General features: G+C 54.2%; 16 protein-coding genes and 1 pseudogene. 11 read left to right on the forward strand and 6 right to left on the reverse strand.

What is annotated here, in order from left to right; genetic code table 11:
• The first annotated feature begins 10 nt into the window (after positions 1-10).
• Genes ugpA through ugpQ form a run of 4 tightly spaced genes read left to right on the forward strand, consistent with a single transcriptional unit; the run spans position 11 to position 3,555 of the window.
• Complete coding sequence (gene ugpA, locus AC2LB6_RS05695) at positions 11-898, forward strand: sn-glycerol-3-phosphate ABC transporter permease UgpA (RefSeq protein ID WP_490092783.1); 888 nt, start codon at positions 11-13, stop codon at positions 896-898.
• On the forward strand, positions 895-1,740 hold the full coding sequence (gene ugpE, locus AC2LB6_RS05700; protein ID WP_490092784.1) for a sn-glycerol-3-phosphate ABC transporter permease UgpE: 846 nt from the start codon (positions 895-897) through the stop codon (positions 1,738-1,740). The genes ugpA and ugpE overlap by 4 nt, the downstream gene beginning before the upstream one ends.
• A gap of 1 nt (position 1,741) precedes the next feature.
• Positions 1,742-2,815 carry a sn-glycerol-3-phosphate import ATP-binding protein UgpC gene (locus AC2LB6_RS05705; protein WP_490092785.1) on the forward strand — a complete coding sequence of 358 codons (1,074 nt, stop codon included), beginning with the start codon at positions 1,742-1,744 and terminating at the stop codon, positions 2,813-2,815.
• Positions 2,812-3,555, forward strand: a complete 744-nt coding sequence (ugpQ, locus tag AC2LB6_RS05710) for a glycerophosphodiester phosphodiesterase (RefSeq protein WP_490092786.1) — start codon at positions 2,812-2,814, stop codon at positions 3,553-3,555. The genes AC2LB6_RS05705 and ugpQ overlap by 4 nt, the downstream gene beginning before the upstream one ends.
• On the opposite strand, the gene AC2LB6_RS05715 is transcribed toward ugpQ, so the two are convergent.
• Entirely contained in the window at positions 3,552-3,839 is a 288-nt protein-coding gene (locus AC2LB6_RS05715; protein ID WP_490092787.1) for a DUF2756 domain-containing protein, read from the reverse strand. The two genes, ugpQ and AC2LB6_RS05715, sit on opposite strands and share 4 nt — an antisense overlap.
• Before the next feature lie 206 nt (positions 3,840-4,045).
• Here AC2LB6_RS05715 and ggt point away from each other — a divergent pair, with 206 nt between their 5' ends.
• Positions 4,046-5,797 carry a gamma-glutamyltransferase gene (ggt, locus tag AC2LB6_RS05720; RefSeq protein WP_490092788.1) on the forward strand — a complete coding sequence of 584 codons (1,752 nt, stop codon included), beginning with the start codon at positions 4,046-4,048 and terminating at the stop codon, positions 5,795-5,797.
• 136 nt (positions 5,798-5,933) lie between these two features.
• On the opposite strand, the gene AC2LB6_RS05725 is transcribed toward ggt, so the two are convergent.
• The gene (locus AC2LB6_RS05725; protein WP_490092789.1) at positions 5,934-6,428 is read right to left on the reverse strand and encodes a GNAT family N-acetyltransferase; all 495 of its coding nucleotides are present in this window, start codon (positions 6,426-6,428) and stop codon (positions 5,934-5,936) included.
• A gap of 655 nt (positions 6,429-7,083) precedes the next feature.
• Here AC2LB6_RS05725 and AC2LB6_RS05730 point away from each other — a divergent pair.
• Positions 7,084-7,527, forward strand: coding sequence for a helix-turn-helix domain-containing protein (locus AC2LB6_RS05730; RefSeq protein ID WP_490092790.1), 444 nt, complete (start codon positions 7,084-7,086; stop codon positions 7,525-7,527).
• 78 nt (positions 7,528-7,605) lie between these two features.
• On the opposite strand, the gene AC2LB6_RS05735 is transcribed toward AC2LB6_RS05730, so the two are convergent.
• On the reverse strand, positions 7,606-8,973 hold the full coding sequence (locus AC2LB6_RS05735; protein WP_490092791.1) for an L-serine ammonia-lyase: 1,368 nt from the start codon (positions 8,971-8,973) through the stop codon (positions 7,606-7,608).
• A 60-nt stretch (positions 8,974-9,033) separates the two neighbouring features.
• A complete protein-coding gene (locus AC2LB6_RS05740; RefSeq protein ID WP_490092792.1) occupies positions 9,034-10,317 on the reverse strand; it encodes an HAAAP family serine/threonine permease in 1,284 nt (427 codons plus the stop codon).
• 509 nt (positions 10,318-10,826) lie between these two features.
• On the opposite strand from AC2LB6_RS05740, the gene AC2LB6_RS05745 reads away from it, so the two are divergent.
• From AC2LB6_RS05745 to gntU, 4 genes are all read left to right on the forward strand, one after another.
• A complete protein-coding gene (locus AC2LB6_RS05745; protein WP_490092793.1) occupies positions 10,827-11,522 on the forward strand; it encodes a pirin family protein in 696 nt (231 codons plus the stop codon).
• Positions 11,523-11,624: 102 nt separating this feature from the next.
• On the forward strand, positions 11,625-12,620 hold the full coding sequence (gntR, locus tag AC2LB6_RS05750; protein ID WP_490092794.1) for a gluconate operon transcriptional repressor GntR: 996 nt from the start codon (positions 11,625-11,627) through the stop codon (positions 12,618-12,620).
• 140 nt (positions 12,621-12,760) lie between these two features.
• Positions 12,761-13,297, forward strand: coding sequence for a gluconokinase (gntK, locus tag AC2LB6_RS05755; RefSeq protein WP_490092795.1), 537 nt, complete (start codon positions 12,761-12,763; stop codon positions 13,295-13,297).
• A 2-nt stretch (positions 13,298-13,299) separates the two neighbouring features.
• The gene (gene gntU, locus AC2LB6_RS05760) at positions 13,300-14,640 is read left to right on the forward strand and encodes a gluconate transporter (RefSeq protein ID WP_010253270.1); all 1,341 of its coding nucleotides are present in this window, start codon (positions 13,300-13,302) and stop codon (positions 14,638-14,640) included.
• A gap of 50 nt (positions 14,641-14,690) precedes the next feature.
• Here the strand turns inward: gntU and AC2LB6_RS05765 are convergent, their stop codons facing one another.
• The gene (locus AC2LB6_RS05765) at positions 14,691-15,284 is read right to left on the reverse strand and encodes a YhgN family NAAT transporter (RefSeq protein WP_003853054.1); all 594 of its coding nucleotides are present in this window, start codon (positions 15,282-15,284) and stop codon (positions 14,691-14,693) included.
• A gap of 217 nt (positions 15,285-15,501) precedes the next feature.
• Between AC2LB6_RS05765 and asd the strand changes: the two genes are divergently transcribed.
• Positions 15,502-16,611, forward strand: a complete 1,110-nt coding sequence (asd, locus tag AC2LB6_RS05770) for an aspartate-semialdehyde dehydrogenase (RefSeq protein ID WP_490092796.1) — start codon at positions 15,502-15,504, stop codon at positions 16,609-16,611.
• 249 nt (positions 16,612-16,860) lie between these two features.
• Here asd and AC2LB6_RS05775 read toward each other — a convergent pair.
• Positions 16,861-17,082 (reverse strand): annotated as a pseudogene (locus tag AC2LB6_RS05775) (transposase); the annotation flags it as partial.
• Positions 17,083-17,199 lie beyond the last annotated feature (117 nt).

Genomic DNA, 17,199 nt, shown 5'->3' on the forward strand with positions numbered 1-17,199 from the left:
CAGGTACGCAATGTCTTCATCTCGTCCGGTCTTTCGCACCAGCCTGTTGCCCTATCTTCTGGTGCTGCCGCAACTGCTGATTACCGCTATCTTCTTTCTCTGGCCTGCCGGTGAAGCGCTGTGGTACTCGTTGCAAAGCCTCGATCCTTTTGGCATCTCCAGCAGCTTTGTCGGGCTGGAAAACTTCAGACGGCTGTTTGCCGATCCTTACTATCTGGATTCGTTCTGGGCCACCATCAAATTCAGCGGCATGGTCACGGTGTTCGGCATGGTCTTCTCGCTGCTGCTGGCAGCGCTGGTGGATTATGTGGTACGACTGCGCCGCCTCTATCAGACCCTGCTGCTGCTGCCCTACGCCGTTGCGCCCGTGGTGGCCGCGGTGCTGTGGATGTTCCTGTTTAATCCAGGCCTTGGCCTGTTCAGCTATCTGCTGAACCACATCGGCTACAACTGGAACTACGCGCAAAACAGCGGTCAGGCGATGTTCCTGGTGGTGCTGGCCTCGATCTGGCAGCAGATGAGCTACAACTTCCTGTTCTTCTTCGCCGCACTGCAATCTATCCCTAAATCGCTGGTGGAAGCCGCCGCGATTGACGGTGCCGGACCGGTGCGTCGCTTCTTCAACCTCTCACTGCCCCTGATTACGCCGGTCAGCTTCTTCCTGCTGGTGGTGAACCTGATCTACGCCTTCTTCGATACCTTCCCGGTGATCGATGCCGCGACCGGCGGCGGGCCGGTGCAGGCGACCACCACGCTGATCTACAAAATCTATCGCGAAGGCTTTACCGGGCTGGATCTCTCCTCGTCCGCGGCGCAGTCGGTGGTGCTGATGCTGCTGGTCATTGGGCTGACGGTGCTCCAGTTCCGCTTTGTTGAACGTAAGGTGCAATACCAATGATTGAGAATCGACGCGGACTGGATATCTTCAGCCACATCGTGCTGGTGCTGGGCGTGCTCACTATTCTGTTTCCGCTCTATGTCGCCTTTGTGGCGGCGACGCTGGATAACGAGGCGGTCTATCAGGTGCCGATGACGCTGGTGCCCGGTACGCACCTGTGGGAGAACATCTCGCGCATCTGGACGCACGGCGTCAACGGCAGCGGGCCGGCGTTTGGCCTGATGCTCCTCAACAGCATGATCATGGCGCTGGGCATCACCGTCGGCAAAATCACGGTGTCGATGTTGTCGGCGTTTGCGCTGGTCTGGTTTCGCTTTCCGCTACGCACGCTCTTTTTCTGGCTGATCTTCATCACTCTGATGCTGCCGGTTGAGGTGCGTATCTTCCCCACGGTGCAGGTGATTGCCGACCTTCATCTGCTCGACAGCTACAGCGGATTAACCTTGCCGTTGATGGCGTCGGCGACCGCCACCTTCCTGTTCCGCCAGTTCTTTATGTCGCTGCCGGATGAGTTGGTGGAAGCGGCGCGCATCGACGGGGCAAGCGCGATGCGCTTCTTCATCGACATTGTTCTGCCGCTGTCTAAAACCAATCTGGCGGCGCTGTTTGTCATCACCTTTATCTACGGCTGGAACCAGTATCTCTGGCCGCTGCTGATCATCAATGACGCCAGTCTCGGCACGGCGGTTGCGGGGATCAAAAGCATGATCTCCACCAGCGGCTCGCCGACCCAGTGGAACGAAGTGATGGCGGCAATGTTATTAACCCTGATCCCACCGCTGGTGGTGGTATTAGTCATGCAGCGTGCCTTTGTGCGCGGTCTGGTTGAGAGTGAGAAATAAGATGGCAGGCGTAACCCTTCAGGCAGTAACCAAGTCCTACGATGGCAAAAATCAGATCATTCAGCCTCTGAATGTCACCATCAATGACGGCGAGTTTATGGTGATGGTCGGGCCATCTGGCTGCGGGAAATCGACTCTGCTGCGCATGGTGGCCGGACTGGAGCGCGTCACCTCCGGCGATATCTATATCGACAACCGTCGCGTCACCCAGGAAGAGCCGAAAGATCGCGGCATTGCGATGGTGTTCCAGAATTACGCGCTCTATCCTCACATGTCGGTGGAGGAGAACATGGCCTATGGCCTGAAAATCCGCGGGATGGGCAAAGAGCAGATCCGCCAGCGGGTGCTCGACGCGGCGCGCAGCCTGGAGCTGGATCATCTGCTGATGCGTCGGCCTCGCGAACTCTCGGGCGGACAGCGCCAGCGTGTGGCGATGGGCCGCGCGATCGTGCGTGAACCGGCGGTGTTTCTGTTCGATGAACCGTTGTCGAATCTTGATGCCCGCCTGCGGGTGCAGATGCGGCTGGAGTTGCAGCAACTGCATCGCCGCTTACAGACCACCAGCCTCTATGTGACTCACGATCAGGTCGAGGCGATGACACTGGCGCAGCGGGTGATGGTGATGAACAAAGGGGTGGTTGAGCAGCTCGGCACGCCGGTCGAAGTGTATGAACGTCCTGCCAGCAAGTTTGTTGCCTCGTTTATCGGCGCGCCCGCCATGAACCTGCTGAAAGGGCAGTTCAGCAGTGATGGCTCACGCTTCAACCTTGACGCTTCGCACGCATTGCCGCTCAGCGACACAAAAGCGAAATGGGCTAACCGGCCGGTGGTGCTGGGTATCCGGCCAGAGCATATCCAGCTCAGTAGCCGCGAGCAGGGCGGCGTGCCGCTACGAGTCGATACGCTGGAGATGCTGGGCGCCGATAATCTGGCACATGGTCGCATCGGTGACACGCCACTGGTGGTACGCTTAGCCCATAGCGAACGCCCACAGCCCGGTAGTACGCTGTGGCTGCATCTGCCGTCAGATGCGTTACACTTCTTCGATTCAACCCATGGAAAGCGTCTGGAATGAGCACACAACACTGGCCCTATCCCCGCATCGTCGCCCATCGCGGCGGCGGTAAACTGGCACCGGAAAATACGCTGGCAGCGATCGACACCGGCGCGAAATATGGTCATCAGATGATTGAGTTTGATGCCAAGTTATCGGCGGATGCGCAGATCTTCCTGCTGCATGACGACACGCTGGATCGCACCAGCAACGGCTGGGGCGTGGCGGGTCAGCTGCCGTGGGAGAAGCTATCGCAGCTCGATGCGGGCAGCTGGTTTGGCAACGCGTTTACCGGCGAGAAGCTGGCGCGGCTGGATGAAGTCGCGGCCCGCTGCCGCCAGCATCAGATGATGGCGAACATCGAAATAAAACCGACCACCGGCAGTGACGCCGAAACCGGACGCGCCGTGGCCCAGGCTGCCGCGATCCTGTGGCAGGGTCAGACAGCACCGTTGCTCTCTTCGTTCTCTTTTGAGGCGCTGGAAGCGGCGATGCAGGTCGAGCCGCAGCTACCGCGTGGCCTGCTGTCGCACAGCTGGGATCCAGAGTGGCGGGAAAAAACGACCGCGCTGGCGTGCGTGTCGATCCATCTCAATCATAAGGTGCTGACCGCTGAGCGTGTCGCCGAACTGAAAGGAGTCGGACTGAAGATTCTGGTTTATACCGTGAACAGCCCGGATCGGGCGCGGGAATTACTGAAGTGGGGCGTCGATGCCATCTGTACCGACAGCATCGACATCATTGGCCCCGATTTTAGTTAGTTTTGATTCTGATTCTGGTTCTGCTGGCCCGGCTGTGTGGTAATGACTCGCTGCTGGGCACTGTTTCGCTGTTCCTGCATTTTACGCTGCATGTCCTGCGTCTGACGTTGCTGATCCTGGCGCAGCTTCAGCTGTTGCTGCTGTTGCTGGGTCTGCATCTGCGACTGCATCCGCTGCTGACTCGGGTTATAGCCCGGTTTATTCGGATCATTGGTACTGTTCAGCGTGTTCGCCTGGCTGGCGAAAGGCAGCAGGGCGGCTAAAACAATCATCCACTTTTTCATCACTCCTCCTTCCTTAACGCGACAGGGTTTTGGGTGCACAACGGCGCACACCGATCTCAGGGTCGCATCCATAAGTTTACCCGATATCACAGACCTTACTTTCAGATGTATTCCTGATTTGACTTAACCCCGGTTATTTTGCTGTATTTGTAGATACTTGCAGAAATGATAAAAAAATGTAAATAACAATACGGGATGGTGGCAGGATGAAAATGCAGCAAAAAGTGCGTCAGCTTAGCTGGTCGCTGGTGATGAGTTTCACCGTAGTGGCGGGTGCTAACGCTGCTCCTGTACAGGCTCCGCCGGTCTCCTACGGCGTGGACAGTGATACTTTTCACCCGATAAAAGCGCAGCATGGCATGGTGGCGTCGGTGGATGCGATGGCAACCCAGGTCGGCGTGGAGATCCTGCGTCAGGGCGGTAATGCGGTGGATGCTGCGGTCGCCGTGGGCTTTGCGCTGGCCGTGACCCATCCGCAGGCGGGCAACCTGGGCGGTGGTGGCTTTATGCTGCTGCGCACAGCGTCGGGCCGCGCTACCGCTATCGATTTCCGTGAAATGGCACCGGGGCACGCGTCGCGTGACATGTTCCTGGATAAGCAGGGCAACGCCGACAGTAAGCTGTCGCTGACATCGCATCTCGCCTCCGGTACGCCGGGTACCGTCGCCGGACTGGCGCTGGCCGCGCAAAAATATGGCACCCTGCCGCTGAGCACCCTGCTGGCACCAGCGATAAAACTGGCGCGTGACGGTATTCCGGTCAATGACGCATTGGCGGATGACCTGAAAACCTACGGCAAAGAAGTGCTAATCACCCATCCCAACAGCAAAGCGATTTTCTACAAACCGGACGGCACGCCCTGGCAGAAGGGCGATCGGCTGATGCAGAAGAACCTGGCTCACAGCCTGCAACTGATTGCCCGTCAGGGACCGGATGCCTTTTACAAAGGCGAAATCGCGGATGAAATCGCCGGAGAGATGGCACAACACGGCGGCCTGATCAACAAAGCTGACCTGGCGGCCTACCGGGCGGTCGAGCGAACGCCTGTCAGCGGCACCTATCGCGGCTATGAAGTCTTCTCAATGCCGCCTCCGTCATCCGGTGGCATTCATATCGTGCAGATCCTGAATATCCTGGAGAACTTCGATCTGGCGAAAATGGGCTTTGGCAGCGCTGACGCCATGCAGGTGATGGCTGAAGCTGAAAAATATGCCTATGCAGACCGCTCGGAATATCTCGGCGATCCCGATTTCGTGAAGGTGCCGTGGCAGGCACTGACCAGTAAAGCGTATGCCAAAACGCTGGCGCAGCAGATCGATGTGGCGAAGGCGCGGCCTTCCAGCGAGATCAAACCGGGCAAGCTCGAACCTTATGAAAGTAATCAGACGACTCATTTCTCGGTGGTGGATAAGCAGGGCAATGCGGTCGCGGTGACCTACACGCTTAACACCTATTTCGGCAGCGGGATTGTGGCGGGCAACAGCGGCATCCTGATGAATAACGAGATGGATGACTTCTCAGCCAAGCCAGGCACGCCAAATGTCTACGGGCTGGTCGGTGGGGAAGCGAATGCGGTGCAACCAGCGAAACGTCCATTGTCATCGATGTCGCCGACTATCGTCGCCAAAGGAGGCAAAACCTGGCTGGTAACCGGTAGTCCTGGCGGCAGCCGCATTATCACCACGGTGTTGCAGATGGTGGTTAACAGCATTGATTACGGGATGAACGTAGCGGAAGCCACCAATGCGCCGCGCTTCCATCATCAGTGGCTGCCGGATCAGCTGCGGGTGGAGAAGGGCTTCAGTCCGGATACGCTGCGTCTGCTGGAAGCCAAAGGTCAGCATGTGAAGGTGCTGCCATCGATGGGCAGTACGCAGAGCATCATGATTGGACCGGATGGCATGTTGTATGGCGCTTCTGATCCGCGCAGCATTGATGATTTGAGTGCGGGTTATTGATATCAGAGAACAAAGTCAGGACTGACTGACCGTGTTCCCTGCGCGTCAGGCTAATACGTTGCTGCCAGGTTCACCGTACTTTGGATTTGTCATCAGTCAGAAGGGCACCGGAAGGCGCCCTTTTGACGCTCACACGTCAGGCTTTAACCCGCGCCATATAATGCGCGTCAATCAGTTCACCATGCCGCATTGCAAAGCCTTTAGCCGTTCCCTCAATCTCAAAACCGAAACGCTGATAAAGGGCGATGGCCGGGCCATTATCGACGAACACCGTCAGTTCCATTCGGCTCACCTGTAACCAGTTGTCGCATAACGAGACCATTTCACGCATGAGTGCAGTGCCGACGCCACGCTGCCGGTAACGTTCATCCACGCCCATTCCCAGTGAAGCGACGTGACGACGTCTGGGGCGCGCTTCAACATGCAGCGCACACTGACCGACCACTTCATCATCAATACAGGCGACCAGCAGGTGCGCATCAGGCTGAGGCGTCGCGAGACGGTTATGCCACATCTGTAGCGATGAGTAAGGTAGATGCAGTGTGCTGGCCTGGGTATCTGGCTGACCGTAAATCCTGTGCAGTGCAGCGGCATCTTGTGGCGTGACGTGGCGGACAACTATTTCACTCATGTTCTCTCCTTTAGCCTATAAAAACCTTTTAAACATCAAGGTATTCACCACGCGAAACAAGCAAAAAACAGGGAAAACACTTTACAGATACGAATGATAATGATTATTATTGCCATGCGTTCCCGGGAGGTCATCGACAGCCTGAGAAAGCACGACATTGCTCACATTGCTTCCAGTATTATTTAGCCAGCTTATCCGCTGGCTTTTTTTTCCCCTGTCATTCATTGATCGTCAGGGATGAGTGGTAAGCACCCTCATCATCGGGCTCTGGACGGGTGACACTTGGCTGGCCTACAGCGTAACAGTCTACCTCTTCGCTACCTCTTCAGTCACAGCCATAATTCAATAAAAAATAAAGCCAGAAGGTTATATTTGATCGTTTCAGTTGTTAATAAATAGCCTCTGTGGAGAGAATATTTACCGAAGACTAAAGCGCTGATGCGAAACGACATGGGTTTGATGACGCGGAGAAATAAAGCGATCACCATGGGCCTGGTAATACGATAATTTCATACGCTCTTACTACGCCGGGTATGCGGGCGTTTAATAAATAACTTACCTTGATGCTAGTGCTGTTATTTTAAAATTATCTGCTTTATTTACCGGCTGGTTTACTCAATAATTTATTCTGTAGATTCCGCAATGAGGTATTGATATGCGTTTTAATACTCTGTCCGATGGCGCAATTATTTCTGAATTGTGCTGCAGAATTAAAGAAACCCGTATGCAGCTTGGGATCTCTCAGATTGAGCTTGCTGAACGCGCACGCGTCGGCACGGCCACCATTAAACGGGCGGAGCTGGGCGAGTCAGTCACCCTGAGCACCTTAATTGGGATATTGCGTGGTCTTGGACGGTTGCATCAGCTGGAGTCAATTTTGTCCGATTCACACATGCGAACCTTTAATGCGCAGTTTACCGCCTCGCCACCTGCCCGTATTCGTATCCGCAAAAAACAGAGCAGCCAGTCAGTGGTGGCGAATAACATTGAAGCTGTTCCTGAGCGTTCTGGCAGCGCAACCATTAATGAGTGGTACACCTCTTCTGAAGTGCGAAGCATGGTCTGGTCCGATCTGGCTAAGGAAAGTGAATCAAAATAACCCTGCTCAAAACATATCCTCTGCAGAACCGGATTAATGAAGAAACCGCCAGCCTCACCGCCAGCGGTTTTCAGGTCGTTACGATTCACATATCGCAACTTTGATCGCCAGACCGCCGCGGGCTGTTTCACGGTATTTGGCGTTCATGTCTTTGCCGGTTTCAAACATAGTTTCAATGATCTTATCCAGCGACACTTTGGGATCGCTGGTGCGGTACATCGCCATACTGGTTGAGTTAATGGCTTTGACGGCAGCAATTGCATTGCGTTCTATACAGGGCACCTGGACCTGACCCGCAACGGGATCGCAGGTAAGGCCAAGATTATGCTCCATACCAATTTCAGCCGCGATGCAGACTTTCTCCGCATCGGCCCCCAGCAGTTCGGCCAGTCCCGCTGCCGCCATTGAACAGGCCACGCCGACCTCTCCCTGACAACCGACTTCAGCGCCAGAAATCGATGCATTCATCTTATAAAGAATGCCAATTGCGCCTGCCGTCAGGAAATAACGTATATAGAGTTCAGGCGTTACCGGCTTAATGAATCGATCATAATAAGCCAGTACCGCCGGGATAATGCCGCATGCGCCATTGGTGGGTGCGGTGACCACACGTCCTCCAGCGGCATTCTCTTCACTCACTGCCATAGCGAACATATTTACCCAGTCCATGGCACTCAGGGGATTAGTGGACTGGCTCTGTGGTGCCAGGATGCGATGCAGAGAAGATGCCCGACGCGGCACCTTCAGCGGGCCGGGTAATACGCCTTCAGTACTGATGCCACGGGTGATTGCATTGCGCATGGTTTGCCACAATTGTGCCATGTTGTCTTCAACCTCACGGCGGCCATAGCGTGCTATCTCGTTCTTCATCATGACGGCCGAAACCGACAGGTTGTTATTATGACAATGCGCCAGCAGATTACGGGCGGAGTAGAAGGGGAAAGGAATATCGATCTCGCTATCCAGGTTTTTACCAAACTCGTCTTCCGTGACAATAAAGCCGCCTCCGACAGAATAATAGGTCTGGGCGTGAACGCTTTTTCCGTCACAAAAGGCGGTTATGCTCATGCCATTTTCATGTAGCGGCAGAAACTCGCTGTGAAAGCGCATGCACTCTGCCACCGGGAAGGTAATATCCCGCCGCCCTTCTTCGATACGCAACTGTTGTAGCGTATTCACGTCGCGAATGATGGATGGGATCTGATCGATATCCACAGTGTCAGGCAGATAGCCACTCAGGCCGAGGATAATAGCAATATCAGTATGGTGACCTTTTCCCGTCAGAGAAAGAGAGCCGTAAATATCCACCACCAGTCGACTCACGCTATCCAGCAGTCCCTTTTCCTTTAGCGTATCAACAAAATGTTTACCCGCTTTCATCGGTCCGACCGTATGCGAACTGGATGGTCCGATGCTGATTTTAAAAATATCGAAAACGCTAATCATGATTCACCCATGCAGATTGCAATATGAAAGAGGCGCTGACCGGTATGGCAAGCGACGACATTAGCTAAGTAAAGAAAAAGCGATGGCGGAGATAGCAATCAGGCCGATGATGACGACAAAAAGATTGCTCAGATGACCGCTATATTTACGCATAGCCGGGACTTTATTAATGGCGTACATCGGCATCAGGAACAGGATCATGGCGATAACCGGGCCGCCCAGGGTTTCAATCATGCCCAGAATGCTGGGGTTCAGGGTGGCGACAATCCAGGTGGTGGCCAGCATAAAGAAGGCGGTGATCCGGTTCAGTTTATTAATTTCTATCGACTTGCCTTTGCTGCGAAGCGATTTAATCACCATGCCGTTGAAACCTTCACGTGCCCCCAGATAGTGGCCAAGAAAGGATTTGGTGATCGCGATAATGGCGATAATCGGGGCCATCCAGGCAATTAACGGGGCATTAAAGTGGTTAGCGAGGTAGGAAAGGATGGAAATATTCTGCGCCTTCGCCTCCGCCAGGTTTTCCGGGGAGAGACTCAGGACGCAGCTGAAAACGAAGAACATCACGGTGAGGACCATCATGATATGGGCACAGGCCAAAATGCGTGAACATTTTGACGCTGCCTGTTCGCCATACTCCTGACGCTTGGCTACCGCAAACGATGAAATAATCGGAGAATGATTAAAGGAGAACACCATTACGGGAATGGCCAGCCAAAGCGTGAGCCATAATCCGCCGCCGGTGGTTTCAGAACCACTCACCAGGAGCGTATCCAGAATGGCTCCGTTCCATTGCGGGATCAGATACAGCGCGAGCAGCATCAGTGCGGCCACGAACGGGAACACCAGAATACTCATCGCCTTCACGATAGCTTTTTCGCCGAAGCGCACGATGGCCATCATGCCGACAATGAGAATGAAAGCCAGTACCGCACGCGGCGGCGATATCAGGTTAAGCTGGTGGGTGAGAAAACTGTCGACGGTGTTAGTAATCGCGACGCTATACACCAGCAGGATAGGGTAAATAGCAAAAAAATAGAGCAGGGTGATGAGTTTTCCCGCGCCGGTACCAAAATGTTCCTCCACCACTTCAGTAATGTTTTCTCCCGGATTCTTGCCGGAAAGAACAAAACGGGTAAGCCCACGATGAGCAAAGAACGTCATCGGGAAAGCCAGCAGCGTCATAATGATTAACGGCAGCAAACCACCAGTGCCGGCATTTATCGGCAAAAACAAAACGCCAGCACCAATTGCAGTTCCATACAGTCCCAGCATCCAGACGGTATCGCTTTTTCTCCAGCTTGGAGTTTTACCTGATATCAGCGTATTTTGAACGGCATCCATAATCGGGTTCCTGATAATAATTGAAAGTAAAATGAATCGGAGGGTGTTTAAAACTACAGGCTTTTTATTTGTTGGCTATTTTAGTAGGGTTTGTGGTGCCAGTTATTTACGGTGGTCACATTATTAATTTTATAAATAAACTTTTAAGGTATCAAAAATCATACCTTATTTATTATTATTTTTAAGGTATCATTTTTAATGCGTTAATAAGGTTGTGTGAGCTTACGCCAGAGCGTAAATATGCCTGAGCGCGGTGATGCTGCAAAATAAATTAACAGCTGGCTATCATGCTTCCGTTATCCGGCGGATTTATCAGGTTAACCTTTATGTCAGGCTTCTTCCCTTGATTCCTTGATTCCTTGATTCCTTCATCACATCAGGTTCGTTCGATCTGTTTCAGTGATAAGCCCGCTTTTGTTCAACAATTTTGAATAGAGGCGTGAAGTTTTTCAGCTATCAATCAGACCCCCTCAGGGACACACTATAAAAAACATTGAGGAGATTTGAACATGATCTATGTACGCAAAGCTGAAGAACGCGGTCACGCAAACCATGGCTGGCTGGATAGCTGGCACACCTTCTCTTTCGCCAGCTATCACGATGCGAACTTCATGGGTTTCTCCGCACTGCGGGTCATCAATGAAGATGTGATCGATGGCGGTCAGGGATTTGGCACCCATCCTCATAAAGATATGGAAATTCTGACCTACGTGCTCTCCGGTACGGTTGAGCATCAGGACAGCATGGGCAACAAAGAGCAGATTCCGGCAGGGGAGTTCCAGATCATGAGCGCCGGCACCGGCGTCCGTCACTCTGAGTACAACGCCAGCGAAAGCGATCCGTTGCACCTCTATCAGATCTGGATCATTCCTGAGCGTACCGGCATTGAGCCACGTTACGATCAGCGCCGCTTCCCGGATATTAAAGGGCGTCAGCTGGTGTTAAGCCCGGATGCGCGTGAAGGATCGCTGAAAGTTTATCAGGACATGACCTTATCGCGCTGGGTATTGGCTGCCGGCGAGCAGGACAGCGTCGCGATTGATGCAGGACGTCGTATCTGGATTCAGGTGGTTAAAGGTGATGTGACCGTTAACGGTAACGCGATCACCACCAGCGACGCCCTGGCGATCTGGGACGAAAGCGCGCTGACGATTGAAGCCAACTCGGCTGCAGAAGTCCTGCTGTTTGATCTGCCACCGGTCTAAGCAGATAACGGGCGCGCATCGTCGCGCCCGGTTGGCAATTTTGTGACAGAAAAGTGATAGACTCATCGTACTTTAGCTTTCAGGGCGATCCCAGGCGCTACGATGAAGAAGAAAAGACCGGTATTACAGGACGTTGCCGATCGCGTCGGCATTACAAAAATGACCGTCAGCCGTTACCTGCGCAATCCTGAGCAGGTCTCTCTTGCCCTGCGGGACAAGATTGCAGTGGCACTGGATGAGCTGGGATATATCCCCAATCGCGCCCCCGATATGCTTTCTAACGCCACCAGTCGCGCCATCGGCGTACTGCTGCCATCACTCACCAACCAGGTTTTTGCCGATGTTCTGCGCGGCATTGAAGCCGTCACTGACGAAGCCAACTATCAGACGCTGGTCGCCCACTTTGGTTACAACCCGCAAAAAGAGGAGTTGCAACTGCGCTCGCTGCTGGGCTGGAATATTGATGGCGTCATCCTCACCGAACGCACTCATACGCCAGGCACGCTGCGCATGCTTGAAGTGGCCGGGATTCCGGTGATTGAGATGATGGACAGCGTGACGCCCTGCCTGGATATGGCGGTCGGCTTTGATAATGTCGAAGCGGCCCGGCAGATGACACGGGCGATAATCAGCAAAGGCCATCGTCACACTGTCTACCTCGGTGCACGTCTTGATGAACGTACGCTGCAGAAGCAGCGCGGTTACGAAATCGCGATGCGTGAAGCGGGGCTGACGCCGCGCAGCGTGATGATGGAAGATGCCTCTTCATTTAGCGCCGGTGGTGATTTGCTGCGTGAGGCGCAACGTCTCTACCCTGAAACGGATAGTCTGTTCTGTACTAATGACGATCTGGCGGTCGGTGCGATGTTTGAGTGTCAGCGCCAGGGATTGCAGGTACCCACCCAGATGGCGATTGCCGGTTTCCACGGCCATGACATCAGCCAGGTGGTGACGCCACAGCTGGCAACGGTGCTGACGCCGCGCGATCGCATGGGGCGTGAAGCGGCCGCTCTGTTACTGGCGCGCATCGCTGGTGAGAGCAGTGAAAATCAGCTGCTGGATGTCGGTTTTGAGATCAGTGAAGGTGGCAGCATCTGATTGTGGTTTTTTTATGAGTCAGCTCACACTTTCGTGCTTTTCCTGGTAAAAAGGTTGCCAGGCTGTTAACCGGCCAGGAGAATGAGAAACGACATTGTTATCGGTAACATTGGCAAATTCTCACCTGCCGGAGCAGAAAAATGACAACGCAATCCCCGTCACATCACGTCTTTATCCTGATGGGCGTTTCAGGCAGCGGAAAGTCTGCCGTCGCCAACCAGGTTTCTCACCAGCTCAATACGGCCTTTCTTGACGGTGATTTTCTCCATCCCCGCGCTAACATTCTGAAGATGGCCGATGGTCATCCGCTGGATGACAGCGATCGCCAGCCGTGGTTACAGGCGCTGAATGATGCCGCGTTTGCCATGCAGCGCACCCAGGCGATTTCCATCATTGTCTGCTCGGCCCTGAAGAAAAGTTATCGCGACATCCTGCGTCAGGGAAATGACAACCTGCGTTTCGTCTACCTGAAAGGCGATTTCGACACCATCGAAGGCCGCCTGAAAGCGCGTAAAGGCCATTTCTTCAAGCCGCAGATGCTGGTAACCCAGTTTGCCACGCTGGAAGAGCCAGGGCGGGACGAGTCGGATGTCCTGGTAGTGGATATCGTGCATTCACTGGACGACGTGGTGGCGGCTACGGTTGCGACTATCCAGGACGCTATCAGCCAGGATTAGAGATGAATACCGCAACACTCGTTTTGACCGCAGCAGGCTCCGTCCTGCTGCTACTTTTCCTGGTGATGAAGGCCCGTATGCACGCCTTCGTCGCATTGATGTTAGTGTCAATCGGTGCCGGGCTCTTCTCCGGCATGCCACTGAATCAGATCGCTGAAACCATGCAGAAGGGGATGGGCGGCACGCTCGGCTTCCTCGCCATTGTGGTCGCGCTGGGCGCGATGTTCGGCAAAATCCTGCATGAAACCGGTGCAGTGGATCAGATTGCTATCCGGATGCTGAAAACCTTTGGTCAGAGTCGTGCCCATTACGCGATGGGCATTGCCGGGCTGATCTGTGCGCTGCCGCTCTTCTTTGAGGTGGCGGTGGTGCTGCTAATCAGCATCGCTTTTGCGGTGGCGCGTCGTACCGGCGGCAATCTGGTGAAGCTGGTGATCCCGCTGTTTGCGGGCGTTGCGGCGGCGGCGGCGTTCCTGCTGCCTGGGCCGGCCCCGATGCTGCTGGCCTCGCAGATGCACGCAGACTTTGGCTGGATGATCCTGCTGGGTCTCTGTGCGGCGATCCCCGGCATGCTGATTGCCGGGCCGCTGTTTGGTAACTTCATCGGCAACCACGTCTCGTTTAGCGCGCCACCGGAAGATCATCAACCGGATGTCGATGAGAGCAAGCTGCCGTCGTTTGGTTTCAGCCTCTCATTGATTCTGTTTCCGCTGGTGCTGGTTGGCCTGAAAACCATCGGCGCACGCTTCACGACGGAAGGCACCACCCTGTATGAGTGGCTGGAATTTATCGGTCACCCTTTCACCGCCATTCTGCTGGCGCTGCTGGTAGCGATTTATGGTCTGGCTTACCGTCAGGGCATGGATAAAGAGCGGGTGATGCAGGTGTGCGGCAGCGCGCTGCAACCGGCCGGGATTATCCTGTTGGTGATTGGCGCGGGCGGCGTGTTTAAGCAGGTATTGGTGGACTCCGGCGTGGGTCCGGTGCTGGGCAATGCCCTGACCGGCGCAGGACTGCCGATTGCGCTGGCCTGTTTTATCCTGTCGGGCGCAGTGCGTGTGATTCAGGGATCGGCGACGGTCGCCTGTCTGACCACGGTCGGTCTGATCATGCCGGTGATTGAACCGCTGCACTACAGCGGTGCCCAGCTGGCGGCGCTATCGATCTGCATCGGCGGCGGCTCCATCATTATCAGCCATGTGAACGATGCCGGTTTCTGGCTGTTTGGTCGCTTCACCGGGGCCAGCGAAGCGGAAACGCTGAAGACGTGGACGCTGATGGAAACCATTCTCGGTACCGTTGGCGCGGTGGTCGGAATGATCGCCTTCACACTACTCTCTTAATCATGTCGGTTCTGCGCTTCCCTAACTTCATGGGAAGCGCAGATACTCTCCTACAGTTTCAGATAGGCCCGAATGCCGTCCAGGAACATCTGAGTGGCCAGCATAATCAGTATCAATCCCATCAGCCGCTCCAGCGCATTCACGCCTTTATCGCCCAGCAGACGCAGGAACAGACCTGACATGAGCAGAATGCCGACCGTCACGCCCCAGGCGATCAACAGTGCGCCGACCAGATGCGACATCTGATGCGGATATTGATGCGACAGCAGCATCAGCGTCGCCAGCAGCGACGGCCCGGCCACCAGCGGAATCGCCAGCGGCACCAGGAAGGGCTCTTCGCCCGCTGGTAAGCCAGAACTGCTGCTTTCAGCCGACGGAAAAATCATCTTAATGGCAATCAGAAACAGGATAATTCCGCCGGAGATCGACACCGTTTCAGTACGCAGATTTAAAAACGCCAGGATGCGTTCGCCGGTAAACAGGAACAGCAGCATGATGATCAGCGCGATCAACATTTCGCGGATTAGCACAACCCGCCGCCGTTTCGGCTCCAGATGCTTTAAAACCGACATAAAAATCGGCAGATTGCCCAGCGGATCCATAATTAACAACAATAATATTGTCGCCGAAATCATTTCAGTCATCGGTTTTGCGCCATGTTGTTCGCGAAAAAGCGGAGTTATTAGTTACGCTGCTGAAAAAGTTAGCGTAATCGAATTAATTCACTTGCTACCCTGCCTGCATTTTGTAGAGTGAAGGGACACAGGTAAATCTTATTATTACGCAGAGCGGCGTGAAAATAGCACGCCGCTCTCTCCTCTGAAATGAAAAGCAGGTGTAACTGCCTTAGACGGACACGACATGAAGAATGTAGGTTTTGTTGGTTGGCGCGGTATGGTCGGCTCCGTGCTGATGTCCCGCATGAGCGAAGAGCGTGATTTTGATGCAATTAATCCGGTCTTCTTCTCGACGTCGCAGCATGGTCAGGCGGCACCCGCATTTGCGGGCAAACAGCAGGGCACACTGCAGGATGCGTTTGATATTGAGGCGCTGCGGGCGCTGGATATCATTATTACCTGCCAGGGCGGCGACTACACCAGTGACGTCTATCCAAAGCTGCGCGCCAGCGGTTGGCAGGGGTACTGGATTGATGCGGCCTCCACGCTGCGCATGAAAGACGATGCCATCATCATCCTCGATCCGGTCAACCATGCGGTGATTCGTCAGGGCATCGACAGTGGAATCAAAACCTTTGTCGGCGGTAACTGTACCGTCAGTCTGATGCTGATGTCACTGGGCGGTCTGTTTGCTCAGGATCTGGTGGAGTGGGCTTCGGTCGCCACCTATCAGGCGGCCTCTGGCGGCGGTGCGCGCCACATGCGTGAACTGCTGACCCAGATGGGCATGCTGCACAATCACGTGGCACCTGCGTTGCAGAACCCGGCCTCGGCGATCCTCGACATCGAGCGTAGCGTGACCGACTTCACCCGTTCCGGCACCCTGCCGACCGATAACTTCGGTGTGCCGCTGGCGGGCAGCCTGATTCCGTGGATCGACAAACAGCTGGAAAATGGCCAGAGCCGCGAAGAGTGGAAAGGCCAGGCGGAAACCAACAAGATCCTCGCCACCACTAAAGTCATTCCGGTTGATGGCTTGTGCGTGCGCGTCGGTGCGCTGCGCTGCCACAGCCAGGCCTTTACGCTGAAGCTGAAACGCGACCTGCCGCTGGCTGAAATTGAGCAGCTGCTGGCCTCTCACAATGAGTGGGTCAACGTGGTGCCGAATGACCGCGAGCTGACGATGCGTGAACTGACGCCAGCCGCTGTTACCGGCACGCTGAGCACACCGGTTGGCCGCCTGCGTAAACTGAATATGGGGCCGGAATATCTCTCCGCCTTCACGGTAGGCGACCAGCTGTTATGGGGCGCAGCCGAACCGCTGCGTCGTATGCTGCGGTTGTTAACCAACTAAACAGAAACTTCGCTTGGGTCATTCCGGTCGGATAAGACAAAAACGATCGACTAAATAATCCGGCGTCTTTATGAAAGCTCGTAACCGTCATTGATGGTTATGGGCTTTTTTGTTATTCGTCTGGATGACAGGTGTTTACGTTTTTACGCGTCCGGTCTTACCGTGTTTACTATCATCGGGCGCACTTAATTCAATTTGTCTAATTTCTATATAAAGAACCGTCAGTTATTCTGTGTAACTGTCACACAATCAAAGGTAATCGTTCAGGCGGTCACCAAACCTGATAATAAAACGACTCATTGCCAGCCGCCAGCTCTGGAGCGTTATACTCCACTTTTTTGACGTATCCCTGGTCGCCAGATAAATAGCCTTTCACATCGGATCATCCGTTGGGAAGACTTTGCGTTTCTTAATCGCGGCACAGATCACGCTGTTCAGCGATTCAATAGCATTTGTGGTAAAGATCATCTTTTAGATATCTAAATATTTTTTCTTCACAATAACTGCCTTAACTGCCTTAACTGCCTTAACTGCCTTAACTGCCTTAACTGCCTTAACTGCCTTAACTGCCTTAACTGCCTTAACTGC

It is taken from the genome of Pantoea sp. RCC30.1 (assembly GCF_058148845.1).